11 protein-coding genes are annotated in these 13608 nt (G+C 61.1%); 3 read left to right on the top strand and 8 right to left on the bottom strand.

Features of this window, described 5'->3' with window-relative positions:
• Positions 1-106 precede the first annotated feature (106 nt).
• On the top strand, positions 107-1684 hold the full coding sequence (locus tag AC2FMY_RS15805; RefSeq protein WP_496807691.1) for a bifunctional metallophosphatase/5'-nucleotidase: 1578 nt from the start codon (positions 107-109) through the stop codon (positions 1682-1684).
• Here AC2FMY_RS15805 and AC2FMY_RS15800 read toward each other — a convergent pair whose 3' ends face one another.
• Positions 1685-3508: a tetratricopeptide repeat-containing sulfotransferase family protein gene (locus AC2FMY_RS15800; protein ID WP_496807690.1), complete on the bottom strand. Its 1824-nt coding sequence runs from the start codon at positions 3506-3508 to the stop codon at positions 1685-1687. It lies immediately after the preceding gene.
• A 21-nt stretch (positions 3509-3529) separates the two neighbouring features.
• On the opposite strand from AC2FMY_RS15800, the gene AC2FMY_RS15795 reads away from it, so the two are divergent.
• Entirely contained in the window at positions 3530-4204 is a 675-nt protein-coding gene (locus AC2FMY_RS15795; protein WP_496807689.1) for an SOS response-associated peptidase, read from the top strand.
• A gap of 52 nt (positions 4205-4256) precedes the next feature.
• Positions 4257-5309 (top strand): tRNA 2-selenouridine(34) synthase MnmH, encoded by a 1053-nt coding sequence (gene mnmH, locus AC2FMY_RS15790; RefSeq protein WP_496807688.1) that lies wholly within the window; start codon positions 4257-4259, stop codon positions 5307-5309.
• Here mnmH and selD read toward each other — a convergent pair.
• The 7 genes from selD to AC2FMY_RS15755 are packed head-to-tail and all read right to left on the bottom strand — an operon-like array spanning position 5300 to position 13394.
• The gene (gene selD / locus AC2FMY_RS15785; protein WP_496807687.1) at positions 5300-7459 is read right to left on the bottom strand and encodes a selenide, water dikinase SelD; all 2160 of its coding nucleotides are present in this window, start codon (positions 7457-7459) and stop codon (positions 5300-5302) included. The genes mnmH and selD overlap by 10 nt on opposite strands.
• Before the next feature lie 5 nt (positions 7460-7464).
• A complete protein-coding gene (locus AC2FMY_RS15780; RefSeq protein WP_480751259.1) occupies positions 7465-7851 on the bottom strand; it encodes a Na+/H+ antiporter subunit G in 387 nt (128 codons plus the stop codon).
• A 7-nt stretch (positions 7852-7858) separates the two neighbouring features.
• Positions 7859-8128, bottom strand: a complete 270-nt coding sequence (locus AC2FMY_RS15775) for a K+/H+ antiporter subunit F (protein WP_480751261.1) — start codon at positions 8126-8128, stop codon at positions 7859-7861.
• Entirely contained in the window at positions 8125-8622 is a 498-nt protein-coding gene (locus AC2FMY_RS15770) for a Na+/H+ antiporter subunit E (RefSeq protein WP_480751263.1), read from the bottom strand. Before AC2FMY_RS15770 ends, AC2FMY_RS15775 begins: the two co-directional genes overlap by 4 nt.
• Complete coding sequence (locus AC2FMY_RS15765; RefSeq protein ID WP_496745701.1) at positions 8619-10160, bottom strand: monovalent cation/H+ antiporter subunit D; 1542 nt, start codon at positions 10158-10160, stop codon at positions 8619-8621. The genes AC2FMY_RS15770 and AC2FMY_RS15765 overlap by 4 nt, the downstream gene beginning before the upstream one ends.
• Entirely contained in the window at positions 10157-10516 is a 360-nt protein-coding gene (locus tag AC2FMY_RS15760; protein WP_480751267.1) for a Na+/H+ antiporter subunit C, read from the bottom strand. Before AC2FMY_RS15760 ends, AC2FMY_RS15765 begins: the two co-directional genes overlap by 4 nt.
• A 1-nt stretch (position 10517) precedes the next feature.
• Positions 10518-13394, bottom strand: a complete 2877-nt coding sequence (locus AC2FMY_RS15755; protein WP_496807686.1) for a monovalent cation/H+ antiporter subunit A — start codon at positions 13392-13394, stop codon at positions 10518-10520.
• Positions 13395-13608 lie beyond the last annotated feature (214 nt).

The following is a 13608-nucleotide window of genomic DNA, read 5'->3' as shown; positions in this document are numbered from 1 at the left end:
GCAATATCAAGCCGCAATTCCCCCTACGTCGCCTGCACAGACCCTTTGACTCTGCCAAAGACCCGGCGCACGATCCAAAGAAAAACAACTTTAGGGAGTCAACCAGATGTTTACCCGATTTCTGACCTCGGTTGCCGCGCTTGGCCTGACCGCCGGCGCGGCGGTGGCCGAATACAAGCTGACCATTCTGCATACCAATGATTTCCACGCCCGCTTCGAGCCGATCAACAAATACGATAGCGCCTGCGATGCCGAGGACGACGCCGAGGGCAAGTGCTTTGGCGGCACCGCGCGGCTTGTGTCCGCGATCGAGGACGCGCGTGCGCTAGCCGGCAACTCGATCCTTGTCGACGGCGGCGACCAGTTCCAGGGCTCGCTGTTCTATACCTATTACAAGGGAAAGGTCGCGGCCGAGATGATGAACAAGCTGGGCTATGACGCGATGACCGTGGGCAATCACGAATTCGACGACGGCCCCGAGGTTCTGCGCGGCTTCATCGACGCGATCGACTTTCCCATCCTGATGTCGAACGCCGATTTCAGTGGCGAGGAACTGCTCGAAGGTGTGCTCAATAAATCTACCGTGATCGAGGTGGGCGGCGAACAGATCGGCCTGATCGGCCTTACACCCGTCGACACGCCGGAAATCGCCTCGCCCGGTCCCAACGTCACCTTCTCCGATCCGGTGCCCGCCGTACAGGCCGAGGTCGACAAGCTGACGGGTGAGGGCATCAACAAGATCGTCGTGCTCAGCCATTCCGGCTATGCCGCCGACAAACGCATTGCCGCCGAAACCTCGGGTGTCGACGTGATTGTGGGCGGGCATTCCAATACGCTTCTGTCCAACGTGCTCGAAGACGCGGTCGGCCCCTATCCGACCATGGTCAACGGAGTGCCGATCGTTCAGGCCTATGCCTATGGCAAGTTCCTGGGCGAGTTGAACGTCACCTTCGATGACGACGGCAACGTCATCGTCGCCGAGGGCGAGCCGCTGATCATGAACGCCACGGTGACCGAGGACGAAGCTACCGTTGCGCGTATCGACGAGTTGGCGCAGCCGTTGGACGAGATCCGCAACAAGGTTGTCGCCAACGCCGCTGCTCCGATTCAGGGCGACCGCTCGGTTTGCCGCGTGCAGGAATGCGAGATGGGCAACCTGGTGGCCGACGCAATGCTGGATCGGGTAGCGGATCAGGGCGTGACAATCGCCATCGCCAACTCGGGTGGGTTGCGCGCCTCGATCGATCCCGGCGACGTGACGATGGGCGAGGTCCTGACGGTGCTGCCGTTTCAGAACACGCTATCGACCTTCCAGATCAGCGGTCAGGGCATAATCGACGCGCTGGAAAACGGCGTCAGCCAGGTCGAAGAGGTCAAGGGCCGCTTCCCGCAGGTGGCGGGCATGACCTTTACCTGGGACCCGTCGATCGCACCGAACGAGGGCCGGGTGGTCGAGGTGATGGTCGCCAGCGACGATGGTTTCGTGCCCATCGACCCGGCGGCAACTTATCTTGTGGTGACCAACAACTATGTCCGCAATGGCGGCGACGGCTATGACGTGTTCGCGGGTGACGACAAGAACGCCTATGACTTCGGTCCTGACCTGGCCGATGTCACCGCGGAATACCTGGCGAAAAACGCGCCCTATCAACCTTACGTGGACGGCCGCATCATCCAGAAATGATCAGTCGCGGATCTCGGGCCACAGCCCGGGGTCCAGCCCGTCGATGAACGGCGCCAGCATCTCGGCGTGCTTGCGCCACTTCCCGATCGAGCGGGAATGCACGCTCTGGCGCAACTGCGTGTCGCTGAAGGTCAGAACCTGTCCCTCATGGCGTTCGGGGTGCGCCATATTCTCGACCCAGTCGAGGCCGCAGAACTCTGCCAGCTTCTTCGTCTCGCCCTCAATGTCCGAAACCAGGGTTTCATAACGCAGTTCGAATACCCGCCCCGGCATCACCTTGTGCCAATGCGCCATGACGCGGGCGTGAAAATTGAACCGGTCGGCCATGGCCGCAAGATCATAGGCATAGGTCATCGACCCCCCGGCAAAATGGGCCTGCCAGATCGACAGGGCGACATCGCGCGGATCGCGCCTGAGCTGGACCATGCGCGCCTCGGGATGCGCCTTGGACAGGAAGCCCAGCAACCGGTAATTCTCGGGCATCTTGTCAACATAAGCCTGCGCCTTGCGTGCAAATTCCGGCAGACGCGCACGGTCTGCCTCGGCATAGGCACGCGCGGCACCCGTGTCATAGGGCGTGTTGTCGGTCAGATAGTGATCGAGCAGCAAGGCGGGCACCGCGCGCTCTCCCAAAGACACCACATCGGGATGCGCCGACAGCAGTACTTCGGTCAGGGTCGTGCCCGAACGCGGCATGCCGACGACATAGATCGGGCGTGGCGACGCGGGTTCGAGTGGCGAAGTCACGGAATTCTCATCCGGAAACCGAACTTGCACCGATGTCAGTGATTGCGCCGTCTCATTTGCGTCATAGGGGGCCTTTGCCGCCATCGCTGCGTTGGCCTTGCCCAGATGTTCGGCAAAGCCCGGCATGTCACCCGCCTGTTGGGCAACTCGCGCGCGGGCAAAATGCAGATAGGTCCGGTCCGGCGCATCCTTGGGCAAGGTCTTGAGCGCCTGTTCGACCCGGGGCGCAAGATCGGCGTTCTGCTCAGCGCTGTTCATCCGTGCCAGCGTTTCCAGCGCCACCGGATCCCCCGGAACCAGTGCCAGAACCGCTTCGCATTCTGACCGAGCGCCTTCGCTGTCCCCGTTCGACAGCAACTGCGTCGCCAGGCGGTGCCGCGCCTCGGCGTTGTCGGGGGCCAGCGCCACGGCCTTGCGCGCCGCCGCCGTCGCATCGTCGCTGCGGATCAGGCGGGCAAGTGGCAGGCTGATATCGACCAGCGTTTCCACGTCATTAGCGTTCATCGCCAACAACGCCTCGAAATCCGCAACGGCACCCTCATAGTCACCAACAGCCTTGCGCAACACACCCCGCAGCCGCAAGGCGCGATAGTTCCGTTTTTCGAGGCGTAGTACCTCCGAGACGCAGTCCATCGCGCCGTCATTGTCCCCTTGTGCCATCAATCCCTGCGCTTTGATGTAAAGCGCGCCGATATCCTTGGGATGAGCCTGCAACACCTTGTCGAGCATCGGCATCGCCGCGTCGGCCCGACCCAGAAACACCAGTGTCTGCGCCATGTTCTTGCGCGCGTCCTGAAACCCGGGATCAAGGCTGAGCGCCTTCTTGAAATAGGGCACCGCATCCTTGTGCTTGCCCAGACCCGACAGGCAGATGCCCGCGATATTGGGAAAGGCCGGATGGGACTTGTGCCGTTTCATACCCGCCTTCGCCCCCTTGAGAGCGGGTTTGAGCCGCCCCTGATTGAGCAGCATCACCGTGGATTTCAGATCGTTTTCGAGTGTCATGACACGGGTTACACCGGCAATCACGGACAGGTGCAAGAGAAATCCTGTGAGCCGGGGAATTGCATTCGTCATTTCCGGCCCTAAGCTGCGGGGATGTGCGGTCGATTTGCCATAACCCTGCCAAGCGACGCGATGGCGCAGCTGTTTGCAGCGCAGCCAGCGAATGCTTTGCCGCCGGTGCCCAACTACAACGTCTGTCCGACCAATCAGGTGCATGTGATCCGCGCGGCAGAAACCGGTCGACAACTTGTACAAATGCGGTGGGGTTTCCTCCCACACTGGTACAAATCGCACAACTCGGGTCCGCTGCTGATCAACGCCCGTGCCGAGACCATCGCCGAGAAACCGGCCTTTCGCGCCGCCTGCCGCGAGCGCCGCTGCATGATCGTGGCCACCGGTTTTTATGAATGGACCAAGTCGGATCAAGGTCAACGACTGCCCTGGTACATCCGTCGCGGCGACGACGCCCCCATCGCCTTTGCCGGGGTCTGGCAGGATTGGGGGCCTGAGGGTGCCCGCGAAACCACCTGCGCCATCGTGACCACGCAGGCCAATCAGAGGATGAGCGCCGTTCACCACCGGATGCCGCTTGTTCTGGAAAGTGAAAACTGGCCTTTGTGGCTCGGAGAAGCGGGCAAGGGGGCAGCGCGCCTGATGCAGCCGGGAGGTGAAGATGTTCTGGGATTTCATCGGGTTGGCGTTGCCGTCAATTCCAACCGGGCCAGCGGGCCGGATCTGATCGAACCCCTGGCCACTGGCGCTGATTGATGTATGCCTACGGCCTCTTTCCCTTTGTCTGCGGGCGGGATAGACGGTCATCATGGCACTGAATTTCAACACCTTACCCGAGCTTTACGCCCACGGTTTCGACACCGTGATCGACGTGCGCAGCCCGGCGGAATACGCCGAGGATCATCTGCCCGGAGCAATCAGCCTGCCGGTTCTCGACAACGAGGAACGCGCGCGGGTGGGTACGATCTATAAACAGCAAAGCCCGTTTCTGGCCCGCAAACTGGGGGCCGCGCTGGTATTCCGAAACGCCGCGGGTCACGTGGAACAGCACCTTAGCCACCATGATGGCAACTGGCGGCCACTGGTTTATTGCTGGCGCGGCGGGCAGCGCTCCGGATCGTTCACATGGATGCTGCAACAGATCGGCTGGCGCGCTGACGTGATCGAGGGCGGGTATCGTACCTATCGGCGGCTGGTGAACCGGTATCTCTATGACGATCCCCTGCCGCATCGTTTCATTGCGCTGGATGGGTATACCGGAACCGCCAAGACCGAGCTTCTGGAGCGCCTCGGTGCGCGCGGTGCACAGGTGGTAGACCTGGAGGGGCTGGCCAATCATCGCGGCTCGCTATTGGGGGAAATGCCTGGCGGGCAACCCAGCCAGAAAGCGTTTGAATCGGCCCTTGCCGGGGTGCTTTGCGCGCTTGATCCCGCACGGCCCGTCGTGGTCGAGGCGGAATCATCGAAGGTGGGTGAACGCATCCTGCCGCCCAGTCTGTGGTCATCACTCTGTGTGGCACCCCGGATCGAACTCTCCGCCCCGATCGAGGCGCGGGCGGCGTATCTCGTTCGTGCTTATGATGACATCCTTTCGGATGGCGACCGGTTGCGCGACCGGTTGAACCCATTACGGTTTCATAGGGGACACGATGTGGTGGATACCTGGTTCGGTCTGATTGAAGCCGGGGACAAGCAAGGGCTGACCCGCTTGCTGATGGAGCAGCACTATGACCCGGCCTACACGAGGTCGCGCAGGGCGCGTGCGGCCGAACCGCTGGCGCGCGTCACCGCGCAATCATTGGATAGTACGGGCCTGGATCACGCTGTGGCACAGATCGAATGGATTCTGTCTCAGCTCTGAAGGGTCAGACCGGGCCTGTCGGTTAACCGACCGATGACTACGGCCGGGTATCCGGCGTTTCGTAACTCTTGCAATAGTTTTTCGGCATCCTTTGGGGAGACAGCCGCCAGCAAGCCACCTGCAGTCTGCGGGTCGAACAACAGATCGGTCTTGCCACCTTCGGGCAACTCGGGTGTCAGCCCCCGGTTGTCCGTGAACAGGGTGGATCGCACGCCTTTTTCGGCCAGGTCCAACGCTCCTGCCATGACCGGAATCGCATCCAGATCGAGTTCAGCACCGCATCCTGACGCCTCGCACAGGCCTTGCAGGTGTCCGGCAAGGCCAAATCCGGTCACGTCGGTCATTGCATGAGCCTGCGAAAGTATCGCAGATGCATCGCCTAGGGGCTGAACCATATGTTCGTACGCGGCGGCGATCCAGGCGCCGTCTGCCTGTCCGGCCATCTCGGCGGCCATCAGAACACCGCTGCCCAATGGTTTGGTCAGAATCAGGCTGTCGCCCGCCATGCCGCCCGACAGGGTGATCGGGTCGCGGTCGCACAGACCTGTTACGGTGAAGCCGATAGTCATTTCGTCGCCCATCGAACTGTGGCCACCGATGATTTCCGCCCCGGCCGCACGCATTACGCTGTTCGCGGCGGACATGATCTCGGCCATGGTGCGCCGCTGCAAGTCGACCGACATGCGTGGCAGGATCAGGGTCGCGGTTGCCGCCTGTGGCTGTGCGCCCATTGCCCAGATGTCGCCCAGTGCGTGCACCGCTGAAATACGGGACATCAGGACCGGATCAGCCACCAACGCGCGCAAATGGTCCGAGGTCATGACCTGACGCACCCCGCCGGTCCTGAGCAGGGCGGCATCGTCGCCCGGCAGCGGTGTCACATCTGCCCGTACGTGATGTGGCAGGGCAGCCAGCGCTTCGCGCAACGCGCCTCGCCCGATCTTGGCGCCGCACCCTCCGCACATCGGTTTGTCGCCCAGTGCCTCGCGCAGGCCTGCCGCATGGTGGCGGGGCAGGGGCGGCAGCGACATCCGGGGCAGGTCGCGGAACCGGTTCATGAATTTCTGGTCGATGTGGTTTTTCCACCGCCACATCAGCGGACCGCTGAAAGATGTTCCGAACCGTTCGCCGAGCGCGGATTTTCCGCCCAAACTCACCAGTTTCAGATAGTCCTTTTGCGGAACATAGCGGCGCATTCGGCCCGACCCCAGCGCGGCGCGCAGATTGTCGAACAGAACCGGTGCCTCGCGCACCGCATAGACCCCGGCCTTGGGGCGCGGATCTTCGGCCAGATGAGCGCAGTCGCCCGCGGCAAAGACATTCGGGTCGCTGGATTGCAGACAGCCGTTCACCGAGATGTAGCCATCATGCAGTGCCAGACCGGATTCAGCGATCCAGTCATAGGCGCGCGCACCCGCAGCGCCAGTGACGAATTCGGCTTCGATCCGGCGTCCATCCGTCAGCGTCAGGCATCCGAGTTCGATGCTTTCGACACCGGTATTCTCGATCACGTCGATACCCAGGTCCGCCATCGCCCGCCTGATCCGCGCGGCAGCTTTAGAGCGCGTGGCGGTCAGGGCCGTTGCCGCGTCGATCAGCGTCACCCGCGCCGCGCGGCTGCGACTGCGCAGGGCATGCGCCATCGCCATCACCAGTTCGACCCCGGCCACGCCGCCGCCGATCACCGCGACCGAAGCAGGGCCCGCCCCATTCAGATATCCGGCCCAACGCGCGGCGAACGGACCAAGCGGCTTGGCCGGTATCGCGTGCTCGGCGAAACCGGGCAGCGCCGGCATGTCCGAGGTGATGCCGACATTCACCGATGCCACGTCGAACCCGATGGGCGGCCGGCCGGGTACAAGCACCTCGCGCCGGGAAAGATCGATGCCCTCGACCATGCCCAGAACCACGCGCGCCCTGGCGAACCGGGCAAGTCGAACCAGATCGATATCCAGTTCCCACCGGTCATAGTGCCCCGCCACGAAACCGGGCAGCATGCCGGAATAAGGTGCGGTCGGACCGGGGTTGATGACGGTAAGCCGCGCACCTGGCAAAGGGTTCATGCCCCATTTGCGTAGAACGAGGGCATGGGTATGTCCGCCGCCAATCAGTACCAGATCGCGGGTCAGGGGCAGGTGCGGTGTTTGCATGGGCGTCAGTTGGTCGTCGGGTCCTGTGCGTCTTCGTCCTGCGGGGTGGCATGGGTGGCCCAGACGCCATCCTCGCCAACACTTGGCAGGTCTTCGGGGCGTACATGACGGTGAATGTGCCATTTGGCAATGAACAGGGCCGTGATCGGGGCAGTCAGAAACAGAAACAGGGTGATCAACAGCTCATGCAGCGACAAGTGATGCTCGATAAGGACGGAATGGCCTATCGAGGCAAGCAGAACGCCGCCAACCCCAAGCGTTGTTGCCTTGGTTGGGGCGTGCAGGCGCGACATCGGGTCCTTCAGCTTGATCATCCCGAACGAGCCGACAAAACCGAAAATACCCGAGACGATCAGAAAAAAGCTGATCAGGAGTTCGAACAGAATTTCCATGTCGCCCTCACTCGATGATGTTGCCGCGCAGCATGAAGCGCGCATAGGCCACGGTCGATACAAAGCCCAGCATGGCGATGATCATCGCGGCTTCGAAAAATATTTCGGTGCCGATGAACAGCCCGTAGAGTACCAGCAAGGCGATGGTGTTGATGACCATTGTGTCCAGCGCCAGAACCCGAGTTCCGACGCCGTCGGCGGTGATGATGCGCCATAGACACATGATGATGGCCGCTCCGAAACAGGCAAAGGTGAAATAGATCGCGTAGGTGATCATTCGAAAATCTCCTTCAGGCGGCGTTCGTACCGGTGCTTGATCTCGTCGCGCACAGCGTCCGGATCGGGCGCGTCAAGGCAGTGCACCAGCAAATAATGCCCCTGTGCCGACAGATCTGCGCTGACGGTGCCAGGGGTCATGGTAATGGTGCCGGCCAGAACAGTAATAGCTTCGGGCGTGCGCAGTTCCAGCGGAATGCTGATCCAGGCGGGCTGCCGGTCGGCATCGCGTTTGAACAGAACGATCCGGGCCACGGCGATATTGGCGACGATGATGTCGTATAGCGCGACCAGGATGTATTCCGCCACCATCGGCCAGTTCCGCAGCTTGGGACGGTCGGGCCAGTAGGGTTGGGTGACAAACGGGATGACAATCCCCAGGAACAAACCGAATACCAAAGAGTTCAGTGAAGGTGCGTTGGCCAGCAACAACCAGACGACAGTCAAAAGCACTGACATGTGAGGGTGCGGGAAAACCCGGCGTATCAGTTTCATCCCTGTCCTCCGCTCAGAACAGCATCAATATAGGTTTGCGGCGCAAAGAGTTGTGCCGCTGTGGCCGAAGCATACTCCAATGCCGGTCCCGAGAAGAGGGTCAGCAGGACCAGACCGGCCACAACCCCGAAGACGGCGGTGAAGGCCAGCCCGGATGGTGACGCGACCGGTGCAGGATCTTCCGGCTCAGCATCCGATGCAGGTTCCAAGGGGCTTTGCGCCTCGTAGCTTTTCCAGAAGATCAGCGACCCTGCCCGCGCCAGTCCCACGATGGTGACGAAAGAGCTGATCAGGATAACCGCCCAGATCAGCGCATAATCGGTGGCGTCGCGCACCGCATCCAGCACCAGAAGCTTACCCACGAAACCCGACAGCGGCGGCATCCCGGCAGCAGCAATTGCGCCGATAAAGAACAACGTGGCGATCAGGCCGTTTTGTGCCATCGGTGGTTTGCTCTCGATAGCGCCGCCGCGGCGCTCCATAACCAGATCGGCGATGAGGAAAAGCAGGGCGGTCGCAAAGGTCGAGTGCACGATATAATAAAGCGCCGAGGCCGCCGCCTCGACGTTGAACAGCGAAATCGCGATCAGCAACGTTCCCATGGACGCGATGGCCGCAAAAGCGACCAGACGGGCAATGTGCTGTGCGCCGAGAATGCCGATGGTGCCGACCGCCAGCGTCAGAACCGCCGCAGGCAACAGCCAATCCCCGACCAGCCCGTGCGATATCGCGACATCGGGACCAAAGACCAGCGTATACATCCGCAGGATCGAGTAGGCGCCCACCTTGGTCATGATCGCAAAAAGTGCTGCAACCGGCAACGGCGCGTTGGCATAACTGGCGGGCAGCCAGAAATGCAGCGGCAGGACTGCGGCCTTGATGCAGAAAACCAGCAGCAGCAACACCGCGCCGACGCGCAACAAAGCGGTGTCCTCGGTAGGCAGTTCCGCAACTTTCACCGCCAGATCAGCCATGTTGAGCGTTCCGGTGATGGAATACAGCGTGCCCAGAGCAAAAAGGAATAGGGTGGATCCCAGCAGGTTATAGGTGACGTACTGCACGCCCGCCTTCAGCCGCACCGACCCACCACCGTGGATCATCAAACCGTAGGAGGCGATCAGCAGAACCTCGAAAAACACAAACAGGTTGAAGGCATCCCCTGTCAGGAATGCGCCGCAGACCCCCATCAACTGGAATTGAAGCAATGGGTGGAAATGCCTGCCACGTTTGTCCCAGCCGGATCCGATGGCGTAAAGCAGGACCGGCAGCGCCAGAATCGCCGTCAGCAGCACCATCATGGCCGACATACGGTCGAGCACAAGAACAATGCCAAACGGTGCCGGCCAGTTTCCAAGTTCGTATATCTGTATGTCCCCGGTCGCGGCTTGCGCCGTCAGCGTCAGGGCGACGCCCAGCAAGCCGACCGCGCCTGCGACGGAAAAGATGCGCTGCAGGTCCAGATGATGGCGCAGGACCATGACGATGAACGGGGCCAGGATCGCGGGCAGAACGATCGGGGCGACGATCCAGTGGTTCATGCCTCTTCTCCTGCCTCATCCACGCTGTCGTGGGCGGTCATGTCTATGTGATCGTCCTTGGATGACAAATAGGCGCCGAGCGAGATGATCACGATCACCGCCGTCATCCCGAACGAGATCACGATAGCCGTCAACACCAGCGCCTGTGGTAGCGGATCGGTATAAGCGACCTCCTTGTACTTGTTCAGAACCGGAGGCGCGTTCGTGGCCAACCGCCCGGTGGCGAACAGAAACACGTTCACCGCATAACTCAGGAACGACAGCCCGAGGATCATGGGAAAGGTGCGGCGACGCAGGATCAGGAAAATCCCGGCGGCGGTCATGATGCCAACGGCGGATGCAACCAAAGCTTCCATATCAGGCCTCCTCCCTTTCGCCGGTTCCTTCGGCTTCATCCAGATTATCGCGCATCGGGTTGATATCCATCGGGTATTTCTGGGCAATGCCCGGCTGCCAGGCAAATCTCGACAGGCTTTCAAGCGCCAGCATGACCGCACCCAGAACGGCGAGGAACACACCGGTGTCGAACAGCATCGCGGTGGCCCACTCGAACTCTTCCAGAGGCGGCCAATGGAGGTAGCCGAAGTCGCTGGTCAGGAACGGCATGTCGTTGAACCAGGCGCCAAGGCCGGTGGCCGCCGCGATCAGCACGCCCCAGCCGATGGTGGCGTGGTAATAGAACCGCTGCCGCTCGGCGGCCCAGGTGAAACCGCTGGCCATGTATTGCATCAGGAAGGCTATGGCCACGATCAGGCCCGCGATGAACCCGCCGCCCGGCTGGTTGTGTCCGCGCACAAAGATATAGGCGCCGACCATAAGGGCAATGGGCATCATCACGCGGGTGACGACAACCATCATCAGCGGGTGCGAATCTCCCGACTGCGGCCAGTGCGGTTTGCGGTTCAGCAGATAGGCGCGAACCTTGGTCGCGAGAACAGCCTCGGTCAGGGCAAAGATCACCAGGGCCGCGATGCCAAGAACGATGATTTCGCCAAAGGTATCAAAGCCGCGGAAGTCCACGAGGATGACGTTTACCACGTTGGTGCCGCCACCGCCCTTGTAGGAGTTGGCGAGGTGGAAATCCGAGATGGTCGGAAAGGCGAAATCCCGCATCATCATCGCATAGATCAGGCCGCCGGTTCCCAATCCGGCCACGACAGAAATAGCTGCATCCCGCCATCGCCGCTGCGGAGAGCTGTCCCACGGTGTCACGGTCGGCATGAAGTTCAGTGACAGCAACAGCAGGATCATGGTCACCACTTCGACCGAGATCTGGGTCAGCGCCAGATCGGGGGCGGAAAGATAGTTGAAGGCCATCGACACGATCAGCCCGACAACGCCAATCAGGACCAGTGCCAGCAGGCGGTTTCGGTGGAAATACATGATCGCCATCGTCGCGCCGACCAGACAGATCCAGCCGATGATCGGGATGATCGGGGCGGGCAGGGGAACGCGCGTGGGGGCGCCGATGCTGCCGCTGGAATAGGCGTAATACCCAAGACCCACGGTGAACGCGACGAAAATGACGGCATAGCGGCTGAGTACACCGTTATGCAGGCTGTCGGTGATCCAGCGGCTCAGGGCAGTAAAGGCGCCGATAATCGCGTCGAAGATGGTCTTTGCTTCGGGGCGCGGCAGGCTGTTCCAGATCCGCTCCAGCGTTCCGCGCTGCCAAAGCAGGACAAGTCCGCCGACGGTTGCCACTGCCGACATGTACAGCGCAGGGGTGAAGCCGTGCCAGATCTTCAGCGAGTAATAGGGCAGGTGGTCGTCGCCAATGACGGCAGTCGAGGCAATTGCAACCAGCGGACCAACAATCGCTTTGGAAAAGAGACCGATGGCGAGCACCAGCATCACCAGAAACGCCGGCGACAACCACATGCCGACGCCGGGATCATGCGGTGTGGCCGGGTAATCGTCGCGTTTGGGACCCAGGAATACATGCGCGATGAAGCGGAACGAATAGGCCGCCGAAAACAGTGAACCCAGCAGTGCGAGGCCCGGAACCAGATAGTGTGAGTGGTTCCAGACGGTGTGCACAGTCTCTTCCAGCATCATCTCCTTGCTGAGAAAGCCGTTCAGCGGCGGCAGGCCCGCCATCGACAACGCGGCGATGGTGGCGATGGTAAACGTGATCGGCATCAGGTGCCGCAACCCGCCCAATCGTTTGATGTCGCGTGTATGCGCCTCGTGATCGACGATACCTGCGGTCATGAAGAGCGCGGCCTTGAACGTGGCGTGGTTGATGATGTGAAACACTGCCGCCACGGCGGCAATCTGGGTTCCAAAGCCCAAAAGCATGGTGATCAGGCCCAGATGGGAGACGGTGGAGAAAGCCAGAAGCGCCTTGAGGTCGTCCTTGAACAGCGCGATGACCGCGCCGATCACCATCGTCACCAACCCGGTGGTGGCGACGATGTAGAACCATTCGGAAGTGCCCGCCAGCGCAGGCCACATCCGCGCCATCAGAAACAGCCCCGCCTTGACCATCGTGGCCGAGTGCAGATAGGCGGAAACCGGTGTGGGTGCCGCCATCGCGTGCGGCAGCCAGAAATGAAACGGGAACTGCGCCGATTTGGTAAAGCAACCGAGCAGAATCAGAATCAGCGCAGGTAGGTATAGCGGCGAGGACTGGATGATGTCCTTGTTCTGCAGGATCGTACTCAGGTCATAGGACCCCACGATATTGCCCAGAATCAGCATGCCCGCGATCATCGCCAATCCACCCGACCCGGTCACCGCCAGGGCCATGCGCGCGCCTTGACGGCCTTCGGGCAGGTGCTTCCAGTACCCGATCAACAGGAAGGAGCTCAGCGAGGTAAGCTCCCAAAATACTATAAGTAACAATATGTTGTCGCTCAGAACGATGCCCACCATGGCGCCCTGAAACAGCAGAAGGTAGGAATAGAACTGGCCCATCGGGTCTTCGCGTGACAGGTAAAAACGTGCGTATAGGATGATCAGAAGCCCGATTCCGAGAATGAGCGAGGCAAACAGCAATCCCAGCCCGTCCAGCATGAAATTCGCGTTCAGACCCAAACCCGGTATCCAGTCGAACCGGGCTGTCACCAACTCGCCTCTCATCACCGAAGGCACGTGAATCAACAACCCTGCGAGGGCCAGAAAACTGGTCAGTCCGGCGCTCGATGCAGCGGCGTTTCGGCCGGCGCGGATCAGCAGGGCGGGAAAGACAGCTCCGATAAAGGGAAGGGCCGCGATGAGGAAGAGTGACAACGGTAGCCTCCGGGTGTTGCGCGCAAATTAAAGGAAATCAGTAAGGATTTTTGCCCGAGTGTCCAGTTTCGAAGGGAATTTCCGGTTTTTCTAGGGCCAAGGAGGCAGGAAAATGAGTCCAAGCGCGTCTTGACGCATTCTTGATCGTGGCCCGGCAAAGTACGGGCGCGGGCGGCGTCAGGTTGTGGTAAAAGTGTTTTTGGAAAAGTCGAGT

It is taken from the genome of Ruegeria sp. YKSE079, from assembly GCF_059612845.1.
The sequence above is the reverse complement of the archived record's forward strand: the minus strand, read 5'-3'. Positions and strand labels throughout refer to the sequence as shown.

What these genes read in the sequence shown, in the direction of transcription:
- AC2FMY_RS15805 (WP_496807691.1), top strand. Translation starts at nt 107, where the DNA reads ATGTTTACCCGATTTCTGACCTCGGTTGCCGCGCTTGGCCTGACCGCC.
- AC2FMY_RS15800 (WP_496807690.1), bottom strand. Translation starts at nt 3,508, where the DNA reads ATGACGAATGCAATTCCCCGGCTCACAGGATTTCTCTTGCACCTGTCC.
- AC2FMY_RS15795 (WP_496807689.1), top strand. Translation starts at nt 3,530, where the DNA reads ATGTGCGGTCGATTTGCCATAACCCTGCCAAGCGACGCGATGGCGCAG.
- mnmH (WP_496807688.1), top strand. Translation starts at nt 4,257, where the DNA reads ATGGCACTGAATTTCAACACCTTACCCGAGCTTTACGCCCACGGTTTC.
- selD (WP_496807687.1), bottom strand. Translation starts at nt 7,459, where the DNA reads ATGCAAACACCGCACCTGCCCCTGACCCGCGATCTGGTACTGATTGGC.
- AC2FMY_RS15780 (WP_480751259.1), bottom strand. Translation starts at nt 7,851, where the DNA reads ATGGAAATTCTGTTCGAACTCCTGATCAGCTTTTTTCTGATCGTCTCG.
- AC2FMY_RS15775 (WP_480751261.1), bottom strand. Translation starts at nt 8,128, where the DNA reads ATGATCACCTACGCGATCTATTTCACCTTTGCCTGTTTCGGAGCGGCC.
- AC2FMY_RS15770 (WP_480751263.1), bottom strand. Translation starts at nt 8,622, where the DNA reads ATGAAACTGATACGCCGGGTTTTCCCGCACCCTCACATGTCAGTGCTT.
- AC2FMY_RS15765 (WP_496745701.1), bottom strand. Translation starts at nt 10,160, where the DNA reads ATGAACCACTGGATCGTCGCCCCGATCGTTCTGCCCGCGATCCTGGCC.
- AC2FMY_RS15760 (WP_480751267.1), bottom strand. Translation starts at nt 10,516, where the DNA reads ATGGAAGCTTTGGTTGCATCCGCCGTTGGCATCATGACCGCCGCCGGG.